Source organism: Pauljensenia sp. 20925_1_34 (genome assembly GCF_041432775.1).
In the GTDB taxonomy this organism is placed as follows: domain Bacteria; phylum Actinomycetota; class Actinomycetes; order Actinomycetales; family Actinomycetaceae; genus Pauljensenia.
The window spans coordinates 1-20518 of the sequence record NZ_JAPWAG010000035.1; the positions used below are offsets into that span (position 1 = coordinate 1).

The window sequence follows — 20518 nt, forward strand, 5'->3', positions numbered from 1 at the left end:
TACGACACTCACAACATCCCCACGCCGGCCTCGTTCTGCCTCTCATGCATGAGGCCGGGGCAGAGTTTCGGGGCCAACTCACCGACGCATCGTGGCTAAGCTAGAGCACAACCGCTCGTACCCCCGCAGCGCACCCATGCACCGACGCAAGGAAGGGCCACCATGAACACCGAGCAAGTCGGGGCCGTGGAGCATTTCGGCACCGACTACGCCCAAGCCTGCGAGCTGCGCGGCATCCCCACGGAACGCCTGCACGCCATGCCCTTCGTCATGAACATCATCAAGGTAACCCCACGCACTTCGACTACGTATACAGCACGTTGAGAGAGCAAGGTTTCACCCCGCGCCAGCATTTGCAGCTGTCTAAAGCTCCTTCAACACGCGGTCATGGGTATCCCACACCTGTACAACAATTCACCAACTGCACCAGAGCCACCTTGGCTACCGCACCCCCATAGAAGCATTCAACCAACTCATTGCTACCACCCATTGACACCGCCTACATACATGCACACGCAACACCAAATTCTCCTACACTAAATCAGTCCACACGCCATTGAAAAACTTAGTTCAGTAAAGTACGCATTGAGAAGACGCTCATTATCACAGCTTGCCCCAACATTAAATGCTGAGCATCCAAACACAGACAAAGCGGACACAACTTCAACACTCGTAATGCCGCATTCTGAAAACACAAAGAATGTCACATTCTCAACATCAATATTGCGGACATCGAGATACGCAGACACCAAACTCACAATCAGTTTTCTATAGCCCTGCACTCCCACTTGCTTAGTCTCACTACTCTGAAGAGAAACCTCATCCCACTTAAAGTTAGTAACACCCATCAGGGAAGACACATACCGCGATTGACGCATAGGCCTGGAACCATAGCCTGACCGCACAGTCGCATCAAGAAAAATCAATCGTGTGCCAGGCTTAACAAAGTCACACATAGAAAAATAGGGAATGCAGGGCTGCCCTTTCGCAGACCTCAGACGAGCAGCAAGTTCACCCTGCTTCCACCGGACATACATAAAAAACAGAAGAAAGCCAAACGGAATAAGCATTAAGAGACCAAATAGGAGAGAGACGCAAAGAAGGAAACTGCTCAAACTGGCGGTAGGTTCCCATTTACCACTCATCTCACTCAAGATATAAAATAGCCCATACAGTAGAAATAACACGAAGCAAGCGTACGACAGGATATCCGCCCTGCCAACAAGACCCCTATATTGTTTTCTTGAATACGAACGAACAACACCCCACGATACATCATCAGCGATTTTCCCCTTGAGGAAACGCGCAGACTTCTGGTTACCTAAAACCTCAGCATATTTATCAAGAACTCTCAAATACGCTAATTCTCTCGGCTCCGAACGCCACCCAAATACACTTTTAGACCGCGCGAGATCAGCTCTTGTCGACATAACCTCCCACGCGAAACGAGATAATTTAATTAGGAGCCCAACACCCGCAAAAATCAAAGGTACTATTTGCAGCAACTCACCCCTCCTATTTCACACTGCACTAACCAGAAACCTTAGTTGCCACTCTAATTTCTACTACTTGTAAACAGGCCAAAAGAAACTCACTCGACATATCTGCTCACTTCCCATTCAAACTCGGTTGAAACACTCCATCACCTTCCACTCACCTCCCCTCGCACTCCCCTGACGCTCAAGCACGCCCTCTTCCTTGAGCTGTGCGACGATGCGCTCAGCGCTCCTCTTCGAGCACCCAAGGTGCTGCGCGAGCTGGGCGACGGTGGAGCGCGAGTTATCGCTCAGGAAAGCAAGCGCACGGGCTCGCTCCACGTCCACTGCACTCTCTGGCCGCGCGTACGGAAGTATGGCTTCCCTGATTGCTTCGAGCATGAACTCCACGAAACTCTCACACGAACCGGTCGCACCCGAACGCGCCAAGGCCTCGTAATAATCCGCCTGCCGCCTCCTGATGGTGGACTCGATGGGCACCCAGGCCAGCACCGGACGCCACCGCGACAACAGCAGCGTGTGCCAGAGCCGTCCCATCCGGCCATTCCCATCTGAAAAGGGGTGGCAGAACTCGAACTCGAAGTGGAAAATGCACGAGGCAAGCAGCGGATGCACACGCGTCGCGCGCAGCCACTCGAAGAGGCCTCCCATCACCTCGGGGACGTAGGCTGCCGGAGTCCCCGCATGGATGAGAGCATCCCCGTTGAACACGCCAACATTGCCCGATCGAAAACGCCCAGCGTCAGGGACGAGGCCACCCATCATCACGAGGTGAACGCGCAGCAGATCCTCCAACGAATAAGGATCGAGTTCAGGAATAAGGTCGTAGGCGGCGCGCGCGTTTTCGACTTCGAGGATGTCGCGCCGGTCTCCGAGAACCCGCTTGCCGTCGATAATCGCGCTCACCGCGCGCTCATCGAGTTTGTTTCCTTCGATGACGAGCGAGGAGTAGATCGTCTGGATCCGCAGCTGCCGACGCAGCGTCGGGCTGGTCGACAGAGGGGCTTGAGGCGACAGCATGCCGACGAGCTCAGCGATCTCCATGCACAACGCATCGATCGCGTCGGTGCGTTCAAACGACGGCTCGTAGGCCATGACCACCCCCTATTACCGCCACAATTATACCGCCACTGGCGGTAATCGCGTGGCCACAAAGGGCACCTGACCAGCAAACGGCAGGAGGCCTCGTCCATTGACGAGGCCTCCTCGAAGTTAGCTCTTCACGCTCGTTGTCTTCGGATACGGGATCACCTCGAGATGCCCGGAGACGAGCTCACCCAGGAACACCTGCTTGACCGAGGAGTACCCCAACTTCTTGAGTTCCTCCTTGACCCAGGCTTTATCCTTGCCTGCAAGAAGGAGACCATCAGGTACGAGCTGACCGTCAGTCACGAGCGGCAGGAGCGAGCGCTTAGAGCCGTCACCTCGCACGCGAATCGTCAAAGACCCGTTGGTTTCCATGATCGCTGCGGCGACGTCACCCACGCTGGCAATCTTCTGCTCACGCAGGCTCCTACTCAGTCCCTCCGCGGTCATTCCCACCTTCGCACAGCGCGCAATATCCACTTCACCATCACGAACGATCAGCTCAGGCTGACAGGCCGCAAGCTTCTTAAAGGTTTTGCTGGTATCGATGAGGATCTTCGTCGCGATAACAACGAGCGACCAGATCAAGATGATGACGAGAAACTGCAAGACGGAAATCGACGAGTTGTAGATGACGCCGCCAATGATGCCGCCCAGCACGTAGTTCTGCACCTGGTTGAGAGGCGTATTCAGCGAGAAGTCGCGCTTTCCCAAGATGTTGATCTGGAGCAGCATCGTGAGGATACCGAGCGCAAACTTGATAGCGGTCAGCGTGTAGAAGTCCATGTCAGCGCTCCCCGTTCACATAGATGCCATGGTCAATGATGTGCGTGCGCTCAAGACTGAAAGAATTGTTGTCATTATTGAGATGGACGGTGTAGTCCTCCTCGTTAAAGCGCACGATCATCCCGTCCTGCAGGGACGTCTTATTCACCATGACATCACGCGCCTGGACACCGTGATCGATGGCGACACCCTCCATGAAGCCCACGAGCAGCTGCGCCTGCGACTGCTGGTCGCTGAGCCTCAGGTACTGCTCGGTCTGGATCCCCAGGAGCACGAGCGAGAACACGAGGAGCCCAATGCCCGCGTCACGCCAGCGGGTTTTCACCCGGTTACGCAGATACAGGGCACTAAAAGCGAGAGCCACAACGAGCAAGACAATGATCGCAGCCAGACGCCGTGTCGCATCCAAACTCTGGTGCGACACAATGTAGTCGAGGGTATAAAAATTCATGTGCTTTCCCGGTTCATGAGTGCCGTGTAACGGGCTAACACTAGCACCGGATGACCCGCAGATAGAGGGCCTATCTGCCCCAGGATTCGCGCGATGAGCCACACGCCGACGCAGCCAACGACAGGAGGCCTCATCCATCGCCGAGGCCTGGGCCAAGATCGCGTGAAACACTCAGTTGATCCCGTGAAACACTCAGTCGGTTCCGTGGAACGTCCACGCGCGGCCGCGCACTCCGCGCGCGATGTAGCTGGCGCCAGCAAGCGTCAGGGCGAGGCCCAGGCCCGTGTAAAAGAAGGCGATAAACCAGTCGGGAACAATACCCGCGGCGCGCATGCCGATACCGAGGGACATCATGAACGCCATCATGAGGTAGCTCTTGCGATCGAAGAATCGGACGACGTGGTGGCGCTCCCCCTCCAGGTCGGCGATGCGCTGGATGTTCTTCTGGACGAGCTTGGAAAACATCGGATGGAACGCGCAGAAGATGGCGATGGCGCCGCCCGCGAGCGCCAGGAAAACAATCGCCGCGACTCCGCGCATGTCGATGGCCGCGCGCACGCCAAGGATCGCGACGTTCAGGCCGGCAAGCAGCCAGACGATGCCGGCGACGGCGATCAGGGACTGCTTCTTGATGCGGAATCGACTCATTTCTTAGTGTCCTTTTCTTCTGCGGTGTCGTCGTACAGGGAGGTGTCAAGGAGGGCGAACAGCGTCTCACATTCATCGCCCGCCATGAGGGAGGCGAAGACGGCGCGCAGCACGTAGCGACACAGGGCCTCGGCACTCATGGGGCCGACGAGCCGGGAACGAACCACGGCCTCGTCCGCGTCGAGAACACGCGCGAGTCCGCGCTCGATATGGGCGAGCATGGGGGCGCGCACGGCGTCGAGGGCTTTCTGTTCGCCGCTGGGGAGGCGGCGCATTTCGGTGAACCAGTCGACGCTCATGTCGGAGCGCACAGCGCATAGGGCCTCGCGAAATCGCCGCACGTAGGAGGTGAACCGCTCGCCGGGGCGCACGGCGCACAGCTCGCCGGAGAGGTTCTCATCGAAGAAGCGGGTGAGCACGGCGGCCGTCAAGTCTGCCTTGGTCGGGAAGTAGCCGTAGACCGAGCCGACCGCGATGCCGCACGCGGTGGCGACCTTGCGCACGGAGAGCGCGGAGATGCCGTCGCGCGAGGCAATGGCGTAGGCCTGGCTGACCAGCCTCTCCGGGTCGATCACTTGTTTGGGCACGAAATCCTACTGTCTTGCGAGCTGCGACAATCCTTAATGAACAGTGTTCAGTATAGGCCTGAGCAAGCCCTCGTCAATCGCAGAACCGAGGGATCACAGCGCTCCTGACGCCAACTCGTCACATGTCACACGCCTACACGCGACCGCCGTCAGGCATGCCTTCCCGGGATGACTATAGGCTGACAATCAGCGGCGTCCGCGCAGTTCGACTACCGCACTGCCGTTCCAGCGCACGCCTCTGATGAGAACGAAGGAGCTCACATGGACCACATCACCCTGAACAACGGCGTCACAATCCCCCAGGTCGGCCTCGGCACCTACCTGCTCGAGCCGGACGATGCCCAGTCGGCGGTCACCTACGCGCTCGACAACGGCTACACGCTCATCGACACGGCGAACGTCTACGTGAACGAGCGCGCCGTCGGACGAGGCATGCGCGCATCCTCGAAGGCGCGCGATGAGATCTTCCTCGAGACGAAGCTCTGGCCGTCGTTCTTCGAGCGTTCCACCGCCGTCGACGAGACGCTCGAGCGCCTGGGTACGGACTACATCGACCTGATGATCCTGCACCAGCCCGCCGGCGACACGGTCGCGGGATACCGCATCCTCGAGAAGGCCCATAAGGAAGGCAAGATTCGCGCGATCGGCCTGTCAAACTTCGACGTGGCCCAGACGCAGCGCATCCTCAACGAATGCGAGGTTGTCCCCGCGATCAACCAGGTCGAGTGCCACCCCTACTTCCCACAGAAGGAGCTCAAGGAACTCCTCAAGGAGCACAACATCGCGCTGCAGGCGTGGTACCCGCTCGGCGGGCGCGGCAACGACTCGATCATGACCGAGCCCCTCGTCCAGGAACTTGCCGAGAAGCACGGTAAGTCCCCCGCCCAGGTGCTGCTGCGTTGGCATATCCAGCAGGGACACATCGTGATCCCGGGCTCGAAGACGCCGTCGCACATCGCTCAGAACATCGACCTGTTCGACTTTGCGCTGACCGACGAGGACATGGCCCAGATCGATTCCCTCGACAAGGGGAAGCCGTTCTTTGAGCACAACGACGAGGTCTTGGCCGGGTTCCTCGCATACGTGCCCGACGTGGAGGGCCAGAAGTAGGCCCGTTCCCTGCGCATCCCCGTGATCGACCTGTCCACGAACGCCGCCTTCGGAGCGGCACTCATCCCTCCATGTTCGCCGCGGTCACTCCATCGGCCAGAGTTCCGTACGCGGTGACGCAGTGCCCGAAGAACATGTCGTCATCGTCGAAGTAGGCTGAAAATGAACCGTCGGCGTCCATCGCAATGCTGCGCAGCTCGATCCGGCGAGCGAAGCTCTCTTCCGTAATCTCGGGGACCTCCTCGTCGGTGGACTCGCGCCACTCGCACGCGAGGTCGGTGAGCTCATGTGCGGCGCTCGCGCGCATGTCGCGGTCCCAGCGATCCTGCTCCGCCAGCATCACCTTCATCGCCCGCCTGGCATCGGCCCAGGTGTCCTCATCCGCCGCATCAACCTCGAGCACCAAGAAGATCTGCTCACCGCACCACAGAATCTCCCCCTCGAACGTGTCGAGATCCTTGTCGAGAGTGAGCTCTCCGAGCACCTCATCAGTCACCACGACCGGCCTGCGGTATTCGGCCAGCACCTCTTCCAAGGCGGGGCACGGGGGATCCTCTTCCAGGACCTCGACGATCAGGAACTCGTTCAGCGAGGAGGCGGTCACGCCCTCGGGAACCTCGTGCGGGACCTCCTTGCGCGCCTTGAGGCGGTATACCGCTTCCCGACGGAAGCGATCGAGGATTCCTCCGGCATCATGTTCCTCGTCGCTGACGGGATAGACGATCCGGCCGTCACCCGTGTGCAGTGTGCCGGTCTGGCAGTCCACATACGCGATGAAGTAGTGCGAGGCGTCCCAGAATCCGTTCCTCTTGCCGGCCCCGCCACCGCCGGCGAGCAGGACGAGGATCTCCCTGGCCTCGTCCTCAAACGTGCGCTCCCATTCGGCCTGCGTCATGTTGTTTTGCGAGCGCATGTATTCGAGCAGATCCACGTGCCATCCTCCTTGATCCAGGGCTGCCGCTTAGCTACGACAAACCCTACCCGGCACGAGGCGTGACGACCGACTCAGAGGCGAACGAGCCCCGGCCTCATCCCGAGAAAACGCGAAAGCGGTCACTTCGTGAGCTCTTCAAACACGTCCGCGTAGGCATCCATGAAGTCAACAGCGACATCGACAGCACTCTCAGACTGCTGTGCAGGCTGAATGACGACCCACGGCCTGTTGTTCTTGAGGATCGTGACAGGCTTCCCCGTCCTATTCACCTCTGCTGTCACTCGCGAAAAGTTGTTCTTCGCATCGGCGAGCCCCATAGTCAGTGTCGACATTCTATGCCTTTCAACTTTAGCCATAATTATGGCCAGAATCTGGCCTCAGTTCAAGCGACTAACCACTCATGAGCACGGAAGATCTGGGGCTCGCCACACTCGCCCGATAAAGAAACCCGGCCTCGTCCCACGATTCAGGGACGAGGCCGGGGCTATCAGTCTCCAAGCTCAGCTCAGTATGAGCGTCACTCCCACTCGATGGTGGCCGGGGGCTTGGAGGTCACGTCGAGGACGACGCGGTTGACCTCGGGCACCGAGTTTGTGATGCGCGTGGAGATGCGGGCCAGGACGTCGTAGGGCAGGCGCGTCCAGTCGGCCGTCATCGCGTCCTCGGAGGACACGGGGCGCAGCACGATCGGGTGGCCGTAGGTGCGGCCGTCACCCTGGACGCCCACGGAACGAACGTCGGCGAGCAGGACGACCGGGCACTGCCAGATCTCCTGATCCATACCTGCAGTTGCGTAGTGCGGACAAAACACGCAAACCCTCTGCAGGCGCCGCGCACCAAAATCCCACCGGCATACAATGACTAAATGACTGAAACAAGCAGGAAAGCGCAGTGGTTTTCCGATAACGAACGCAACTGGGACGACCGCGCCGAGCTGCACATGGCTGGCAACTACTGCGACTACCAGCATCTTCTCGAGGACCCGACGGCCATCAGTGCCGAATTGGCCCAAGATATCGAAAAATTTGGCGATCTCACGGGCAAAGAGGTCATCCACCTGCAGTGCCACGTCGGAACCGACACGATCGGGTTTGCACGCCGCGGGGCCTCGCGCGTCATTGGCCTCGACCTGTCCGAGGCCTCACTTGCCCACGCACGCAGCATCGCCGAGCGCGCGGGCGCTGACGTCAACTTCGTTCACGCGAACGTGTACGACGCGCGCCAAGCAGTCTCCGGCGACTTCGATCTGGTATACACCTCGATCGGAGTCCTGTGCTGGCTCCCCGATATCGCCCAGTGGGCACAAGTCGTCGCATCCTTGCTCAAACCGGGCGGCACTTTCTTCATCCGTGATGACCACCCGATGTTCATGACAATCGGGGAGGATATTTCCGACGGGCTCAAGATCGAGCAGCCATACTTCGAGCAGGACGCTCCGATGACGTGGGATGACGATTCAAGCTACGTGGACTCCCCCGGTGCGCCGCGGATTACTCACACAACGAACCACCAGTGGAATCATTCCCTTGGCCAGATCGTCACTGCTCTCATCAACGCTGGGCTGGTGATTGATGAGCTTGAAGAGACCCCGCGCGCTGCCTGGTGCCCGTGGCCCGAACTTATGGAACAAGATTCCACTGGCGGATGGCATCTTCGTGAGCACCCCGAACGTCTGCCCCTTCAGTTTGCGATCACCGCACACAAAAACTGAGGGCACACTCCTACTCCACTTGGATCAAGCATTTTTCGCGTGCATGTACTCGAGTAGATCTATCCCGATCTTTCCTTGAACAAACAGAGCATGCGCATGAGAATGACTACTCCCAGTTGGGTAATCGCCCATATGCAAGGGACCCCCGAAGCCATTAATTCAGGGGTCCCTCATGCTGAATTCACAGCACCAATGCGGAAGTACTACTCCCACTCGATTGTCGCATAGCCCGTTTCCGTGTAGTCAGCGGGGCAGGTGAGCTGGGATTCCTTTTACTCTTTCATCGAGAGAGCCGTGTAGTCACCCTGTAGTCAGCACTGACTACATGCGATGTAGTCACTTGAGAAGAGTATTTTCGTCCGACCGAAGAGTGATAGCTTTGACCTGCGGAAACGCAGTTCGGTTGTGCGCAACTGACTACATGGATGAAAGGGGTGCCGACGGGGTGGGCCGCTCCCCGACCCGAGAGTAACAAATCCCGAGCGAAGAGTGTTGGCGATGATCTGGGGAAATATACTCTAAAGAGAAGGAAGTAACCACATAGAACGCAATGTGGATCTACAAATGTCGCTCATCGTGCTAACGAAAATGTGCAAGAAGAGGCTGCAGTTACCCAACACTATTTCAGCGCAACCATGAGTTGCTCAATCTTACTGTTCACAAAGCTAGGATTATCAACATTCGAGTTATGCCCTGCTCCAGGTATCCACACGAGAGGGATCTTCTCACCAGCAGCCCATTTACGGTTAAACACTTTGACATCGCCAGCATGGTCCTTCTCCCCGCAGAGCAAGAGCGCCGGACAGTCAATGTTGTAAGCGCGCCTAGATTCAACAGCATCGGCGAGCATCTTGTAGCCGTGCGCGGCGAGCTCCACATACTCCTCCTTGGCGTAGCTCTCGATGAAGGAACGCATGCCGGCCTTCCCCTGGGCGGTTGTTGCCACGCCCCACGATCCCAGCACCTTCAGCCACGACCAGGGCACAAACTGGTACATCCCCTTGGTATGGCGCAGCGCTTTGACCTCCCACGTCGAGTAGTACTTCCTCTTGAGCGGCGCTGAATCAATGGAGACGAAGCCGGCAGCTTCTCTCGGATGGAGGTCGATGAACGCCTGTGCAACGTAGCCGCCGACCGACTGGCCCACAAGCACGAGGTTTTTGATGCTCTCAGCCTCCAAAATTGCGTGCAAAATACGGGCGCAATCGTCCATGGAGAAGTCAAGCGGATATGGGCGCGACTTCCCATGTGCAGGAGCATCCCATACCAGGCAGTTTGCCTTACCTGAGAAATACGCCATCTGCGCGTCGAACATGGTGTGGTCGGCAGTGAGACCAGGAAGAAATACAAGCCACGGTGCGTCCGTGTCAGCAGAAGCGTCTATCCAATAGAAGACATTGCCGCTGCTGGTGTGGTAAACGCGCTCATGCAAGGTTTGAGGCATGTTGAATCTTTCGCAATCAGGTTTTTAGCTGGACAGGCAGCCGTGGCGTCTTTGGCAGGTACTCGCTTGAGGACGACTAGATCTCCCAGACCGGGACAGCCTGAACGTCACGCGTCACGAAATAGGGTTCGTCGGTCTGGCAGACCACGTGCCCGAACCCGACCTCGTAATCAGAAAGACCTTCCAGGCAGCTGAAGTTCTTGACGGCATCGCCGCCAACAGTGGCGGCAGTCTTGACCTCAACGGGGTGCAGCACGTGCCCTTCCTGTATGACGAGGTCGATCTCGCGCTTCTTCGCATCGCGGTAGAACCACACGTCACGAAGGTTGGCACCCGCGTTCATGTAGCTCTTGAGCACCTCCGAGACGACGAACGTCTCGAAAACGTGACCGGCTACCGCCCCGTTGCGGAGCTGGTCGGGGGTGGTCCAGCGAGTGAGGTGGCACACGAGCCCCGTGTCCATGAAGAAGATCTTCGGGGTCTTGGTGAGGCGCTTGTCCACGTTCGACCAGAACGGCTGGATGACCCTAACGATATTCGACGCCTGGAGCACCGAGAGCCATGCCTTGACTGTTTTATGGTCTACATCGATTGCGTTTCCGATGTCGGTGGCATTGAAAAGCTGTCCCGATCTTGCAGCGCATGCGACCATGAAGCTGTAGAACTTCGCCTCGTCCTTCACGTTGATGAGATCGCGGACGTCGCGTTCGAGGTATGAGGATACGTAATCCGAGTAGAAGGAGTCCCAATCCACGGAGTTATCCAGGAGCTCTGGCATAGAGCCCCTGTGGATGATGCTCCAAATATCCAAGTCCTCCACGCGTTTTGGCTTAGCAATTTGTGCCGGAACGTAGGAATGCGGGTTGTCCGCCGCCCCGATGAACTCCCTCAGGCTGAGGGAGGGCATCTCGAGAATCCTGATCCTGCCGGCCAGGGACTCGCTCACGCCCTTCATCAGATGGTACGTCTGCGACCCAGTGAGCACGATGCGGCCCCTCTGGTCGGATTGGTCGACAATCCACTTCACAGGGGAGAACAGCTCGGGCACCCGCTGGACCTCGTCGATGATCAGAGGCAAGTCATGCGAATCAAAGAAGAGCACTGCGTCCTGCTTAGCCAGCAGGTAGTCGCGCGGGTTCTCCATCGAGACGTAGCTAAAGGTGTCCCCAAGGTGCTCTTTGAGCACCGTTGTCTTCCCGACCTGCCGCGCGCCGGTGACGAGAACCACCTTGCCCTGCGTAAGCATGGCGTCGATGGTCGCCTCAATTTCACGCCTGATGTACATGAGTTATCTCCTTTATCCGGAGATAATTGTCTCATCTCGTATTAATGTGGTCAAATTTGGGAATGCCATTCCCAAATTTGACCTATTCCCACTCGATGGTGGCCGGGGGCTTGGAGGTCACGTCGAGGACGACGCGGTTAACCTCGGGCACCGAGTTGGTGATGCGGGTCGAGATGCGGGCCAGGACGTCGTAGGGCAGGCGCGTCCAGTCGGCCGTCATCGCGTCCTCGGAGGACACGGGGCGCAGCACGATCGGGTGGCCGTAGGTACGGCCGTCACCCTGGACGCCCACGGAACGCACGTCGGCGAGCAGGACGACCGGGCACTGCCAGATCTCCTGATCCAGGCCGGCCGCCGTGAGCTCCTCGCGGGCGATCAGATCGGCGGCACGCAGGATGTCCAGGCGCTCGCGCGTGACCTCGCCAATGATGCGGATGCCCAGGCCGGGGCCCGGGAAGGGCTGACGGTTCACCAGGTAGTCGGGCAGGCCCAGCTCGCGGCCAACCGCGCGCACCTCGTCCTTGAAGAGGGTACGCAGGGGCTCGACCAGCTCGAAGGTCATGTCCTCGGGCAGGCCGCCCACGTTGTGGTGGCTCTTGATGTTGGCCGCGCCCTCGCCGCCGCCGGACTCGACGACGTCGGGGTACAGGGTGCCCTGGACGAGGAACTTCACCTCGCCGCCGGCGGCACCGACCTCTTCGATGACCTGCTTCTGGGCGGCCTCGAAGGAGCGGATGAACTCACGGCCGATGATCTTACGCTTCGCCTCGGGCTCGGTGACGTCGGCCAGGGCGGACAGGAAGCGCTCGGACTCGTCGCACGTGATGACGCGGATGCCCATGCCGCGCGCGTAGTCGTTCTCGACCTGCTCACGCTCGCCCGCACGCAGCAGGCCGTGATCGATGAAGAAGCACGTCAGCTGGTCGCCGACGGCCTTGTGCACGAGGGCCGCAGCCACGGAAGAGTCCACGCCACCAGACAGGGCGCAGATGACCTGCGCGTCGCCGACCTGCTCACGGATCTTCGCAACCTGCTCGTCCACGATGGACCCGGCGGTCCACGCGGGCGTGATCCCCGCACCCTTGTACAGGAAGTTCTTCAGCGCGTCCTGGCCGAACTGGGAGTGGCCCACCTCGGGGTGCCACTGCAGGCCGTAGAGGCGACGCTCGCGCGACTCGAAGGCCGCGACGGGGGTCTCGGCGGTGGAGGCCGTGACGGTGAAGCCCTCGGGCGCGCCCTGAACGGCATCGCCGTGGCTCATCCACACGATCTGGTCGTCGGGGGTGCCGTCAAACAGGCACGAGTCACCGGCCACGGTGGCCTCGGTGTGCCCGTACTCGCGGGTGCCCGTGCGACCCACGGTGCCACCGAGGGCATGGGCCATGGTCTGGAAGCCGTAGCAGATTCCCAGGACCGGCACCCCAGCCTCGAAAATCGCGGGATCCACGGAGGGCGCACCCTCCTCGTACACGGACGAGGGGCCGCCGGACAGGATGATGGCGGCAGGCTCCTTGGCGAGCATGTCGGCCACGCTCATGGTGTGGGGGACGATCTCGGAGTAGACGGAAGCCTCACGCACGCGGCGCGCGATCAGCTGGGCATACTGCGCGCCGAAGTCGACGACGAGGACGGGATGCATGTCAGTAGCGTTCACCCTCCTCATGGTACCCGCGCCCGCCCGCTCGTCGCGCACCATAGCGCATGTCACCGCCCTTGCGCCGCGAGCATGACGACGGCCCCGCCCCCGGTGGGGACGAGGCCGACTCGAGTCACGCCCGAAGGCGTGGTATCAGCGGAAGAAGGAGCGCAGCATCGGGAAGGCTCCGGCGGCGACGGCGGCCTTGACGAGGTCGCCGATGATGAAGGGCACGAAGCCCTTGGCCAGGCCCTGGGCGAGAGTCATGTGTGCGAAGGGGATCATCCAGGCCAGGCCCAGGATGTACACGGAGAACAGGGAGGCCAGGGCGACGGGCGCCATCGTGAGGACGCGACGGTCGGCGCCGCGCTGGGCGGCCAGGCCGGCGATGGCGGCGACCAGGAAGTAGCCGAGGATGTAGCCGAAGGAGGCGAAGGCCCAGCCAACGTTCGAGCCCGTGAAGACGGGGGCGCCGGCGATGCCCAGGAGGGCGTAAGCGGCGACGGAGACGAGGCCTCGGCGGGCTCCCAGGGTCGTGCCCACCGAGAGGGCGCCGAGGGTGCCCAGCGAGACGGGCACGGGTGTGAAGGGCAGCGGCACGGAGATGCGGGCGAGGACGATCATGGCGATCGTGCCGGCGGCGACGAGGGCGATCTCACGGAGGATCGTACCGCCGAAGCGGTCGGCGAGGACTCGGTTTTCGCGGGCAACTGCGGCGGGGGCGACGGTCAGCGTGGACATGCGGGGCCTTTCAACAGGGCTAAGAGCCTTTTATTCAATACTTGAACGATATGCTGACTGCGCCCCCCTGTCAAGCACACCCGAGCACATCACAGGGGGCGAGCGCCACACCGGCGCTCGCCCCCTGGAACCCATGAGCGGGACAGATCAGTGCGCGAAGTGGCGCGTGCCCGTCAGGTACATCGTGATGCCCGCGACGTTCGCCGCATCAATCGACTCCTGGTCACGCACCGAGCCGCCAGGCTGGACGACGGCCTTCACGCCGGCATCGATGAGCACCTGCAGCCCGTCCGCGAAGGGGAAGAAGGCATCCGACGCGGCGACCGCACCGAGGGAACGCTGCTCGGGAGCCTCACCCACGACCTCGGACGCGCGAGCGCCGCCCGCACTGTCGACGGTGGACGCCGCCGCGTCCCCCGTCGAGCGCGAGCCCAGCGTGTTCGCCCGCTCGACCGCCAGCTTGCACGAGTCCACGCGGTTCACCTGGCCCATGCCCACGCCCACCGACGCGCCATCCTTGACCAGCAGAATCGCGTTGGAACGGACCGCGCGCACCGTGCGCCACGCGAACTCCAGGTCCGCCAGCGTCGCCTCGTCGGCGGGAGCGCCGGCCGCGAGGGTCCAGTTCTCCGGCGAGTCGCCGGGCGCGTCGATGTCGTCGCGCTCCTGGACCAGCAGGCCGCCGCTGATCTGCTTGAACTCGTACGAGCCGCGAGCCGGGGGCTCAACCTGCAAGACGCGCAGGTTCTTCTTGGTAGCCAGCACCTCGAGCGCGCCCTCCTCGTAATCGGGGGCCAGCACGACCTCGGTGAAGATCGGGACGATCTGGCGCGCCAGCTCCACGCTCACCGGGCGATTCACGGCGATCACGCCGCCGAACGCCGACACGGGGTCGCAGGCGTGCGCGAGGCGGTGAGCCTCGGCCACATCGTCCGCCACCGCAATGCCGCAGGGGTTCGCGTGCTTGATGATCGCGACGCAGGGGCGCTCGTGATCGTAGGCGGCGCGCAGGGCCGCATCGCCGTCCGTGTAGTTGTTGTAGCTCATGGCCTTGCCATGCAGCTGGCGAGCGTTCGCGATACCCGGGGCCAAGGCCTCGTCGTCGACCTCCTCGTCCTCGAAGGACTCGTCGATCTCCCGGTACACGGCCGCGCCCTGGTGCGGATTCTCGCCGTAGCGCAGCGACTCCACGCGCTCAAAGGCGTCGGCGACGAACACGGGCATGCCCGAGGCCTGCCCCTCCACCTCGGGGGCCTCCACCACGCAGTCCTCGCCGACCTCGTAGCCCAGCGAGGCCAGGAACGCCGCGTCAGACGCATCCAGGTGGGTCTCAGCAGCCTCATCGAGGGTCTCGCGCACATCCTCCAACTCAAGCTCGTCAGCCAGCCAGCCGGCGATCGCCAGATCGTAGGTCGCCGTGTGGGCAAACGCCTCGGCGGCCAGCGCGCGGCGCTGCTCGAGGGTAAAGCCCTCCCCCGCCACGGCCTGCACCACATCCGCGTAACGCTCCGGTGAGGTCACGACCGCGACCGACGGGTGATTCTTCGCCGCCGCGCGCACCATCGAAGGCCCGCCGATGTCGATCTGCTCGACACACTCGTCGAAAGAGGCGCCCGAAGCGACCGTGTCCTGGAACGGGTACAGGTTGCACACGACCAGGTCAAACGCCTGGATCCCCAGCTGGGCGATCTGCTCGCGATGCGCGGCCTTACGCTGATCGGCCAGGATGCCGGAGTGAATGAAGGGGTGCAGGGTCTTGACGCGCCCCTCAAGCACCTCCGGGAAACCCGTCACATCATCGACCGGGGTGACGGCCACGCCGGTCGCCGCAATGCGCGCGGCCGTCGAGCCCGTGGACACAATCTCCACGCCGGCCTCGCCCAGCGCGCGCGCCAGGTCCTCCAAGCCCGTCTTGTCATACACAGAAATCAGGGCCCGCTTAATCGGGCGCACGTCGATGGGTTCCAGGTTGTCCAAGGAGACGGACATAGTTCCTCCAGGTTGAGAGCCAAACCCAGGCGCCCAGGCGGGCGACGCCTCGCGGGACATGCAGCCGCTCCCCGGTGGTAATCCACCCTCGCCAGTCGCGGCACCTCCCAGTCTAGTTCAGGCCCTCACCCTTCGTCCCCTTCGCCTCGGGGTCATCCGCGTCACCCTCGTCATCCTTGTCGGCAGGCTCAGCCCAGGCCTCGTCCGTGCCCTCCGGCTCCGCGCTCTCCGACTCCGCTTTCTCACCCGGCTCGGCCCACGCCTCGTCCCGCTGAGGAGAGGAACCGGCCCCCTCCTTCTCGCTGATCAACGAGGCCGTGGCAGCCTCACGCGACGCACGCTCGGCGCGGCGGCGGCGCAGAGCCTCACCCTCAGAGCGCACGCGCCCCGCGCCCTGGCCGACGAGCGCCAGCGTCGTCGGATGCGTCGCCAACGCCACCAGCATCGCCGGCAGCGCAATCTCCAGGAACAAGAACAACGTCGACCAGCCCACCAGCGGCCCCATGAACGACAAACGCACCGACCCCATGCTCACCGTCGCGCTCCACATCCACACGCCCATGATCACCACAAACACGACCGAGGCCAGCACCCCCTGAGCGCTCTGGTGCAACAGGTGAGAACGCCGATACAAGCGCGCCGAAGCAACGCCACAAGCGATACCCAACACGACCGGCACAAGAACCACCCAGTTGCCGGGCGCCGTCTCCGGGACCGTCCCCAGCAGCGGAATCGGCGGAATCGGGCCCGTCCCCACAACCGTCGGCGAATGAAGCGAATCCGTCGCCGTCATGAAACCCGCGCCCGACCACCAGGCCGCCGCCCACGCCATCATCGTGGGCGCGAACAGCACCTGCCCGCCCACGATAAAGATCGTATCCATCATCGACGAAGCACCCAGCAGCTCATGGATACCGCTCGCCCGACCCCACCCGGCCACGAGCGCCACCAGCGCCGCGACCGCCGAGGCCACCACGGTCACCAGACTCATCAAGCCGCCCATCTTGAAGCCGCCCGAAATCCAGTGCTGCATCGACGGAGCCTCGGAATCACGCACATAGCTCGACGCCGCAAACCAGATCGACCCGATCAGCGGAATCAAAATCGCGCCCAGCGTTCCCGTCCACCACTGCGAATGGGAGCCCGAAGCCCCCGACAGGAACCACGACGTCAGCAAGAAACCCGGCACCGCGAACAGCGCCGACGACCGAGGAAAGCCCGTCGTCGTACGAAGCAACAGGCGCACGAGCATAACCAAAAACACGCCGAACAGCGTCGGAATCACCCGGTAAGACACTCCGCCGGCCACCGACGTACCGCCGACGACGGCAACCCACAGGTCTCCGCCCAGCGCCAGCGCGTCACGCGGCGTCGTGTCGTTCATCCACGTGTTCGAACGCAGCGACAGGTAGCCGATCATCGTCACCACCGTCGTGATGGCCCAGCCCGCGAAGGCCGCCTCCACGCCCGCCAAGATGCCGCGGGCCCACCCCCTGGGCACGGCGACACGGATCGTCGTCCTGCCCGCCACGTAGGTGGTCGTCGTCCGTCTGGGACTGGGTACTTCTCTGATGCGCTCGCTCACAGGCCAATGGTGACAGAATCGGCCCGGGGCCGCGACGCTGCGCGCCGACCCCGGGCCGATTCAGGCTGTGACGTTATCGCGAGAGGATCTCGCGCGCGATCTGCGCCGTCTGCGAAGGAGTGCGACCCACGCGCACACCCACGGCCTCGAGCGCCTCCGCCTTCGCGGCGGCCGTACCCGACGAGCCGGACACGATCGCGCCAGCGTGGCCCATGGTCTTGCCCTCGGGGGCCGTGAAGCCCGCGATGTAGGCGACGACGGGCTTCGTCATGTTCTCCTGGATCCAGGCGGCCGCGCGCTCCTCGGCGTCGCCGCCGATCTCGCCGATCATGATGACGAGGTCCGTGTCGGGGTCCGCCTCGAAAGCAGCCAGCGCGTCGATGTGGGTGGTACCCACGACCGGGTCGCCGCCAATACCCAGGCACGTCGTGAAACCGAAGTCGCGCAGCTCGTACATGAGCTGGTAGGTCAGCGTGCCCGACTTGGAGACGAGGCCAAGGCGGCCCGGTCCCGTAATGTCCGCCGGGGTGATGCCCAGGTTCGCCTGCGCGGGCGAGATGATGCCCGGGCAGTTCGGGCCGATCAGACGCACGCCAGCCGCGAGCGCGCGCTCGACGACGATCGTGGAGTCCTGGACCGGGATTCCCTCGGTGATCAGGACGATCGTCTCGATGCCGGCCTCGATGGCCTCGAGGGCGGCACCCTTGGCGAAGGCCGGGGGCACGAAGATGACGGAGGCGTTCGCGCCGGTGGCCTCGCGGGCCTCGGCGACCGTGCCGAAGACGGGGACCTCGACCTGGCCGTCGGTCACCTTGTCGGCGCCCGGACCGTAGCCCTGCACGTCGAAGGTGACGGTCGTGCCAGCCTTACGAGGGTTCGTGCCGCCCACGATGGCCGTGCCGGCGCTCAGCATGCGCTGAGTGTGCTTGCGGCCCTCGGCGCCGGTCATGCCCTGGACGATGACCCGGGTATCAGAGTTGACGAAGATAGTCATGGTGTTCTCCTGCGGTTCTCGGGTCGTTACTTCGACGAGGCCTGGGCTGCGAGCTCGGCTGCACGCCGGGCCGCGCCGTCCATCGTTTCTTCCATGTGGACGAGCGGGTGCGCAGCCTCGGCGAGGATCGCGCGGCCCTCCTCGACCTTGTTGCCGTCGAGGCGCACGACGAGCGGCTTCGAGGCCGCGTCGCCCAGCGTCTCGAGCGCTCCGATGATGCCGCGGGCGACCTGGTCGCACGCGGTGATGCCGCCGAAGACGTTGACGAACACGGAGCGAACCTGCTCATCTCCGAGGATGATGTTCAGACCCTTGGCCATGACCTCGGCCGAGGCACCACCGCCGATGTCGAGGAAGTTCGCGGGCTTCATGCCGCCGAACTCCTCGCCGGCCATCGCGACCACGTCGAGGGTTGACATGACCAGGCCCGCGCCGTTACCGATGACGCCGACCTGACCCTCCAGGCGCACGTAGTTGAGCCCGGCCTCCTTCGCGGCGGCCTCGCGCGGATCCTGCGCGGCTTGGTCCACCAGCTCGGCGTGACCGGGGTGGCGGAAGCGCGCATTGTCGTCGAGGGTCACCTTGCCGTCGACGGCCCACACGGAGCCGTCGGGGCTGGAGACCAGCGGGTTGACCTCGACCAGGGTCGCGTCCTCGTCGCGGTAGACGCCCCACAGGGTTTCGAGGACGGGGGCGATGGCCTCGGCCGTTTCCTCGTCGAAGCCAGCTTCCTTGGCGATGCGGCGGGCAACCTCTGCATCAATGCCGACGGTGGGATCAAGGGGCACGCGGGCAAGGGCCTCGGGACGCTCCTTCGCGAGGGTCTCAATGTCCATGCCACCTTCGCGCGAGCACATCGCCAGGTGGCGGCGGTTCGAGCGGTCCAGCAGGATCGAGAAGTAGTATTCAGCGGCAATGTCCGCGCCGGACGCGATCATGACCTTCTTGACGATGTGGCCCTTGATGTCGAGGCCGAGGATCGCCTCAGCCTTCTCGTAGGCCTCGTCGGCGGTGTGGGCGAGCTTGACGCCGCCGGCCTTGCCGCGGCCGCCGGTCTTGACCTGGGCCTTGACGACCAGCAGCGAGGCCCCCTCAGCCAGGAGCTCGCGCGCACCCTCGCGCGCCTCGTCGGGGGTTGACGCCAGGCGGTAGTCGAGCACGGGCACGCCGTGCTCCTTGAACATCTGCCGGGCCTGGTACTCGTAGAGATCCACCTTATTCCCTCCGTTGAACGTGGTGTGGTCAGCGCAATAATTCTAACGTGTGACCGGCGTAAATGCCCCAGTTGCCGCATATTATCAAGGCTTGTCGCGCCCTTGACCGGAAGGAGCTTTCCCTTTGTCAAGGCTTTGCGTTGCGGTGCGGGTTGCTGGGGTCGTCGGGGCGGGCGTGCCCACCATGCCAGCAATGGGGTGTAGCTGCACATTGAGGGGTTAACACCGCCAGTGGGCCCCAGCTGCCCGGACCGCGGCGAGCACGCGACTCTACAGCGCCGCATCGATCAACCAACGCGCTGCATCCACCGATTCCGCCAAAGTGCAGACCCATTGCCCCGAATTGACCGATTTTCAGCGCATTTTGCCGAATGGGTCTGCACTTTGGCGAGCACACCACCTCAAGTCCCGGCATCACCACCACCAACCGGGGGAAATGGCATCATTAGAGGTACAACACGCCGGCGACACGCCGACAGCCAGTTCCTAATGCAGCAAACCCCCACCACCATCGGCGCGGAGGGCTCCGGAGGGGCGCAGGGCCTGCTGTGGCGCCCATGTTCCTAGTTGCGGTGCCTGTGGCGGCGGCACCGCCAGCCAAATTTCGCACGTAATTTCCCTCGGTCATTTTTCGAGACCACCCGAAAACGTTGCAATTCCAACGACGTGAATTCAAAATTTGAAATAATTGCAGGGGAATTACGTGCGACATTTTTGGGCAACCACGATGTAGCCGCTTCGAAAGTGATTGAAGGCAAGCAAGAGGACGTGCGGGGCGGATCGGGGTCGCATCTCCCGCGGGCCAGGCGTTGTCACATCGA

Annotated in this window: 19 protein-coding genes, 1 pseudogene and 1 riboswitch; of the genes and pseudogenes, 3 read left to right on the forward strand and 17 right to left on the reverse strand. The window is 62.3% G+C overall.

The genetic code is table 11. The annotated features are described in order from the left end of the window. Positions 1-162: 162 nt before the first annotated feature. Positions 163-324, forward strand: coding sequence for a hypothetical protein (locus O3669_RS09910; protein WP_193389669.1), 162 nt, complete (start codon positions 163-165; stop codon positions 322-324). Positions 325-536: 212 nt separating this feature from the next. Here O3669_RS09910 and O3669_RS09915 read toward each other — a convergent pair whose 3' ends face one another. From O3669_RS09915 to O3669_RS09940, 6 genes are all read right to left on the reverse strand, one after another. Beyond that, complete coding sequence (locus tag O3669_RS09915) at positions 537-1355, reverse strand: hypothetical protein (RefSeq protein ID WP_371524588.1); 819 nt, start codon at positions 1353-1355, stop codon at positions 537-539. 264 nt (positions 1356-1619) lie between these two features. Then, the gene (locus tag O3669_RS09920; protein ID WP_371524590.1) at positions 1620-2591 is read right to left on the reverse strand and encodes a Fic family protein; all 972 of its coding nucleotides are present in this window, start codon (positions 2589-2591) and stop codon (positions 1620-1622) included. A 117-nt stretch (positions 2592-2708) separates the two neighbouring features. Further along, the gene (locus tag O3669_RS09925) at positions 2709-3368 is read right to left on the reverse strand and encodes a DUF421 domain-containing protein (protein WP_003793972.1); all 660 of its coding nucleotides are present in this window, start codon (positions 3366-3368) and stop codon (positions 2709-2711) included. 1 nt (position 3369) lies between these two features. Then, positions 3370-3819, reverse strand: coding sequence for a DUF3290 domain-containing protein (locus tag O3669_RS09930; RefSeq protein ID WP_371524592.1), 450 nt, complete (start codon positions 3817-3819; stop codon positions 3370-3372). A 192-nt stretch (positions 3820-4011) separates the two neighbouring features. After that, positions 4012-4467 carry a hypothetical protein gene (locus O3669_RS09935; protein ID WP_371524593.1) on the reverse strand — a complete coding sequence of 152 codons (456 nt, stop codon included), beginning with the start codon at positions 4465-4467 and terminating at the stop codon, positions 4012-4014. Next, complete coding sequence (locus O3669_RS09940) at positions 4464-5054, reverse strand: TetR/AcrR family transcriptional regulator (protein ID WP_371524595.1); 591 nt, start codon at positions 5052-5054, stop codon at positions 4464-4466. The genes O3669_RS09935 and O3669_RS09940 overlap by 4 nt, the downstream gene beginning before the upstream one ends. Before the next feature lie 261 nt (positions 5055-5315). Here O3669_RS09940 and O3669_RS09945 point away from each other — a divergent pair, with 261 nt between their 5' ends. Beyond that, entirely contained in the window at positions 5316-6164 is an 849-nt protein-coding gene (locus tag O3669_RS09945; protein WP_371524597.1) for an aldo/keto reductase, read from the forward strand. A 61-nt stretch (positions 6165-6225) separates the two neighbouring features. On the opposite strand, the gene O3669_RS09950 is transcribed toward O3669_RS09945, so the two are convergent. The 3 genes and pseudogenes from O3669_RS09950 to O3669_RS09960 all read right to left on the reverse strand — a co-directional run. Beyond that, positions 6226-7095 (reverse strand): DUF2262 domain-containing protein, encoded by an 870-nt coding sequence (locus O3669_RS09950; protein WP_371524599.1) that lies wholly within the window; start codon positions 7093-7095, stop codon positions 6226-6228. A gap of 122 nt (positions 7096-7217) precedes the next feature. Continuing rightward, positions 7218-7430 (reverse strand): type II toxin-antitoxin system Phd/YefM family antitoxin, encoded by a 213-nt coding sequence (locus tag O3669_RS09955; protein ID WP_371524601.1) that lies wholly within the window; start codon positions 7428-7430, stop codon positions 7218-7220. Between the two features lie 185 nt (positions 7431-7615). Continuing rightward, positions 7616-7885 (reverse strand): annotated as a pseudogene (locus tag O3669_RS09960) (GMP synthase); the annotation flags it as partial. Positions 7886-7963: 78 nt separating this feature from the next. Here O3669_RS09960 and O3669_RS09965 point away from each other — a divergent pair. Continuing rightward, positions 7964-8809 carry a bifunctional 2-polyprenyl-6-hydroxyphenol methylase/3-demethylubiquinol 3-O-methyltransferase UbiG gene (locus tag O3669_RS09965; RefSeq protein ID WP_009054127.1) on the forward strand — a complete coding sequence of 282 codons (846 nt, stop codon included), beginning with the start codon at positions 7964-7966 and terminating at the stop codon, positions 8807-8809. 619 nt (positions 8810-9428) lie between these two features. Here O3669_RS09965 and O3669_RS09970 read toward each other — a convergent pair. The 8 genes from O3669_RS09970 to sucC form a co-directional block, all read right to left on the reverse strand. Then, positions 9429-10253, reverse strand: coding sequence for an alpha/beta fold hydrolase (locus O3669_RS09970; RefSeq protein ID WP_016461510.1), 825 nt, complete (start codon positions 10251-10253; stop codon positions 9429-9431). A gap of 76 nt (positions 10254-10329) precedes the next feature. Continuing rightward, entirely contained in the window at positions 10330-11538 is a 1209-nt protein-coding gene (locus O3669_RS09975; RefSeq protein WP_295967601.1) for an ATP-binding protein, read from the reverse strand. Positions 11539-11620: 82 nt separating this feature from the next. Continuing rightward, positions 11621-13177 carry a glutamine-hydrolyzing GMP synthase gene (gene guaA, locus O3669_RS09980; RefSeq protein WP_371524610.1) on the reverse strand — a complete coding sequence of 519 codons (1557 nt, stop codon included), beginning with the start codon at positions 13175-13177 and terminating at the stop codon, positions 11621-11623. Positions 13178-13327: 150 nt separating this feature from the next. Further along, positions 13328-13915 (reverse strand): biotin transporter BioY, encoded by a 588-nt coding sequence (locus O3669_RS09985; protein WP_371524604.1) that lies wholly within the window; start codon positions 13913-13915, stop codon positions 13328-13330. A 147-nt stretch (positions 13916-14062) separates the two neighbouring features. Next, positions 14063-15904: a bifunctional phosphoribosylaminoimidazolecarboxamide formyltransferase/IMP cyclohydrolase gene (gene purH, locus O3669_RS09990; protein WP_371524606.1), complete on the reverse strand. Its 1842-nt coding sequence runs from the start codon at positions 15902-15904 to the stop codon at positions 14063-14065. Positions 15905-15928: 24 nt separating this feature from the next. Then, positions 15929-16013: riboswitch (ZMP/ZTP riboswitch) on the reverse strand. A 3-nt stretch (positions 16014-16016) separates the two neighbouring features. Beyond that, the gene (locus O3669_RS09995) at positions 16017-17435 is read right to left on the reverse strand and encodes a DUF6350 family protein (protein ID WP_371524612.1); all 1419 of its coding nucleotides are present in this window, start codon (positions 17433-17435) and stop codon (positions 16017-16019) included. A gap of 127 nt (positions 17436-17562) precedes the next feature. Further along, positions 17563-18483, reverse strand: coding sequence for a succinate--CoA ligase subunit alpha (gene sucD, locus O3669_RS10000; protein ID WP_009057353.1), 921 nt, complete (start codon positions 18481-18483; stop codon positions 17563-17565). A 26-nt stretch (positions 18484-18509) separates the two neighbouring features. Continuing rightward, the gene (gene sucC, locus O3669_RS10005) at positions 18510-19697 is read right to left on the reverse strand and encodes an ADP-forming succinate--CoA ligase subunit beta (RefSeq protein ID WP_371524608.1); all 1188 of its coding nucleotides are present in this window, start codon (positions 19695-19697) and stop codon (positions 18510-18512) included. Positions 19698-20518 lie beyond the last annotated feature (821 nt).

Bases quoted from the DNA above. Each gene is read 5' to 3' on its own strand.
- O3669_RS09910 (WP_193389669.1), top strand. From the start codon at position 163: ATGAACACCGAGCAAGTCGGGGCCGTGGAGCATTTCGGCACCGACTAC.
- O3669_RS09920 (WP_371524590.1), bottom strand. From the start codon at position 2,591: ATGGCCTACGAGCCGTCGTTTGAACGCACCGACGCGATCGATGCGTTG.
- O3669_RS09925 (WP_003793972.1), bottom strand. From the start codon at position 3,368: ATGGACTTCTACACGCTGACCGCTATCAAGTTTGCGCTCGGTATCCTC.
- O3669_RS09930 (WP_371524592.1), bottom strand. From the start codon at position 3,819: ATGAATTTTTATACCCTCGACTACATTGTGTCGCACCAGAGTTTGGAT.
- O3669_RS09935 (WP_371524593.1), bottom strand. From the start codon at position 4,467: ATGAGTCGATTCCGCATCAAGAAGCAGTCCCTGATCGCCGTCGCCGGC.
- O3669_RS09945 (WP_371524597.1), top strand. From the start codon at position 5,316: ATGGACCACATCACCCTGAACAACGGCGTCACAATCCCCCAGGTCGGC.
- O3669_RS09955 (WP_371524601.1), bottom strand. From the start codon at position 7,430: ATGTCGACACTGACTATGGGGCTCGCCGATGCGAAGAACAACTTTTCG.
- O3669_RS09965 (WP_009054127.1), top strand. From the start codon at position 7,964: ATGACTGAAACAAGCAGGAAAGCGCAGTGGTTTTCCGATAACGAACGC.
- O3669_RS09970 (WP_016461510.1), bottom strand. From the start codon at position 10,253: ATGCCTCAAACCTTGCATGAGCGCGTTTACCACACCAGCAGCGGCAAT.
- O3669_RS09975 (WP_295967601.1), bottom strand. From the start codon at position 11,538: ATGTACATCAGGCGTGAAATTGAGGCGACCATCGACGCCATGCTTACG.
- guaA (WP_371524610.1), bottom strand. From the start codon at position 13,177: ATGCATCCCGTCCTCGTCGTCGACTTCGGCGCGCAGTATGCCCAGCTG.
- O3669_RS09985 (WP_371524604.1), bottom strand. From the start codon at position 13,915: ATGTCCACGCTGACCGTCGCCCCCGCCGCAGTTGCCCGCGAAAACCGA.
- purH (WP_371524606.1), bottom strand. From the start codon at position 15,904: ATGTCCGTCTCCTTGGACAACCTGGAACCCATCGACGTGCGCCCGATT.
- sucD (WP_009057353.1), bottom strand. From the start codon at position 18,483: ATGACTATCTTCGTCAACTCTGATACCCGGGTCATCGTCCAGGGCATG.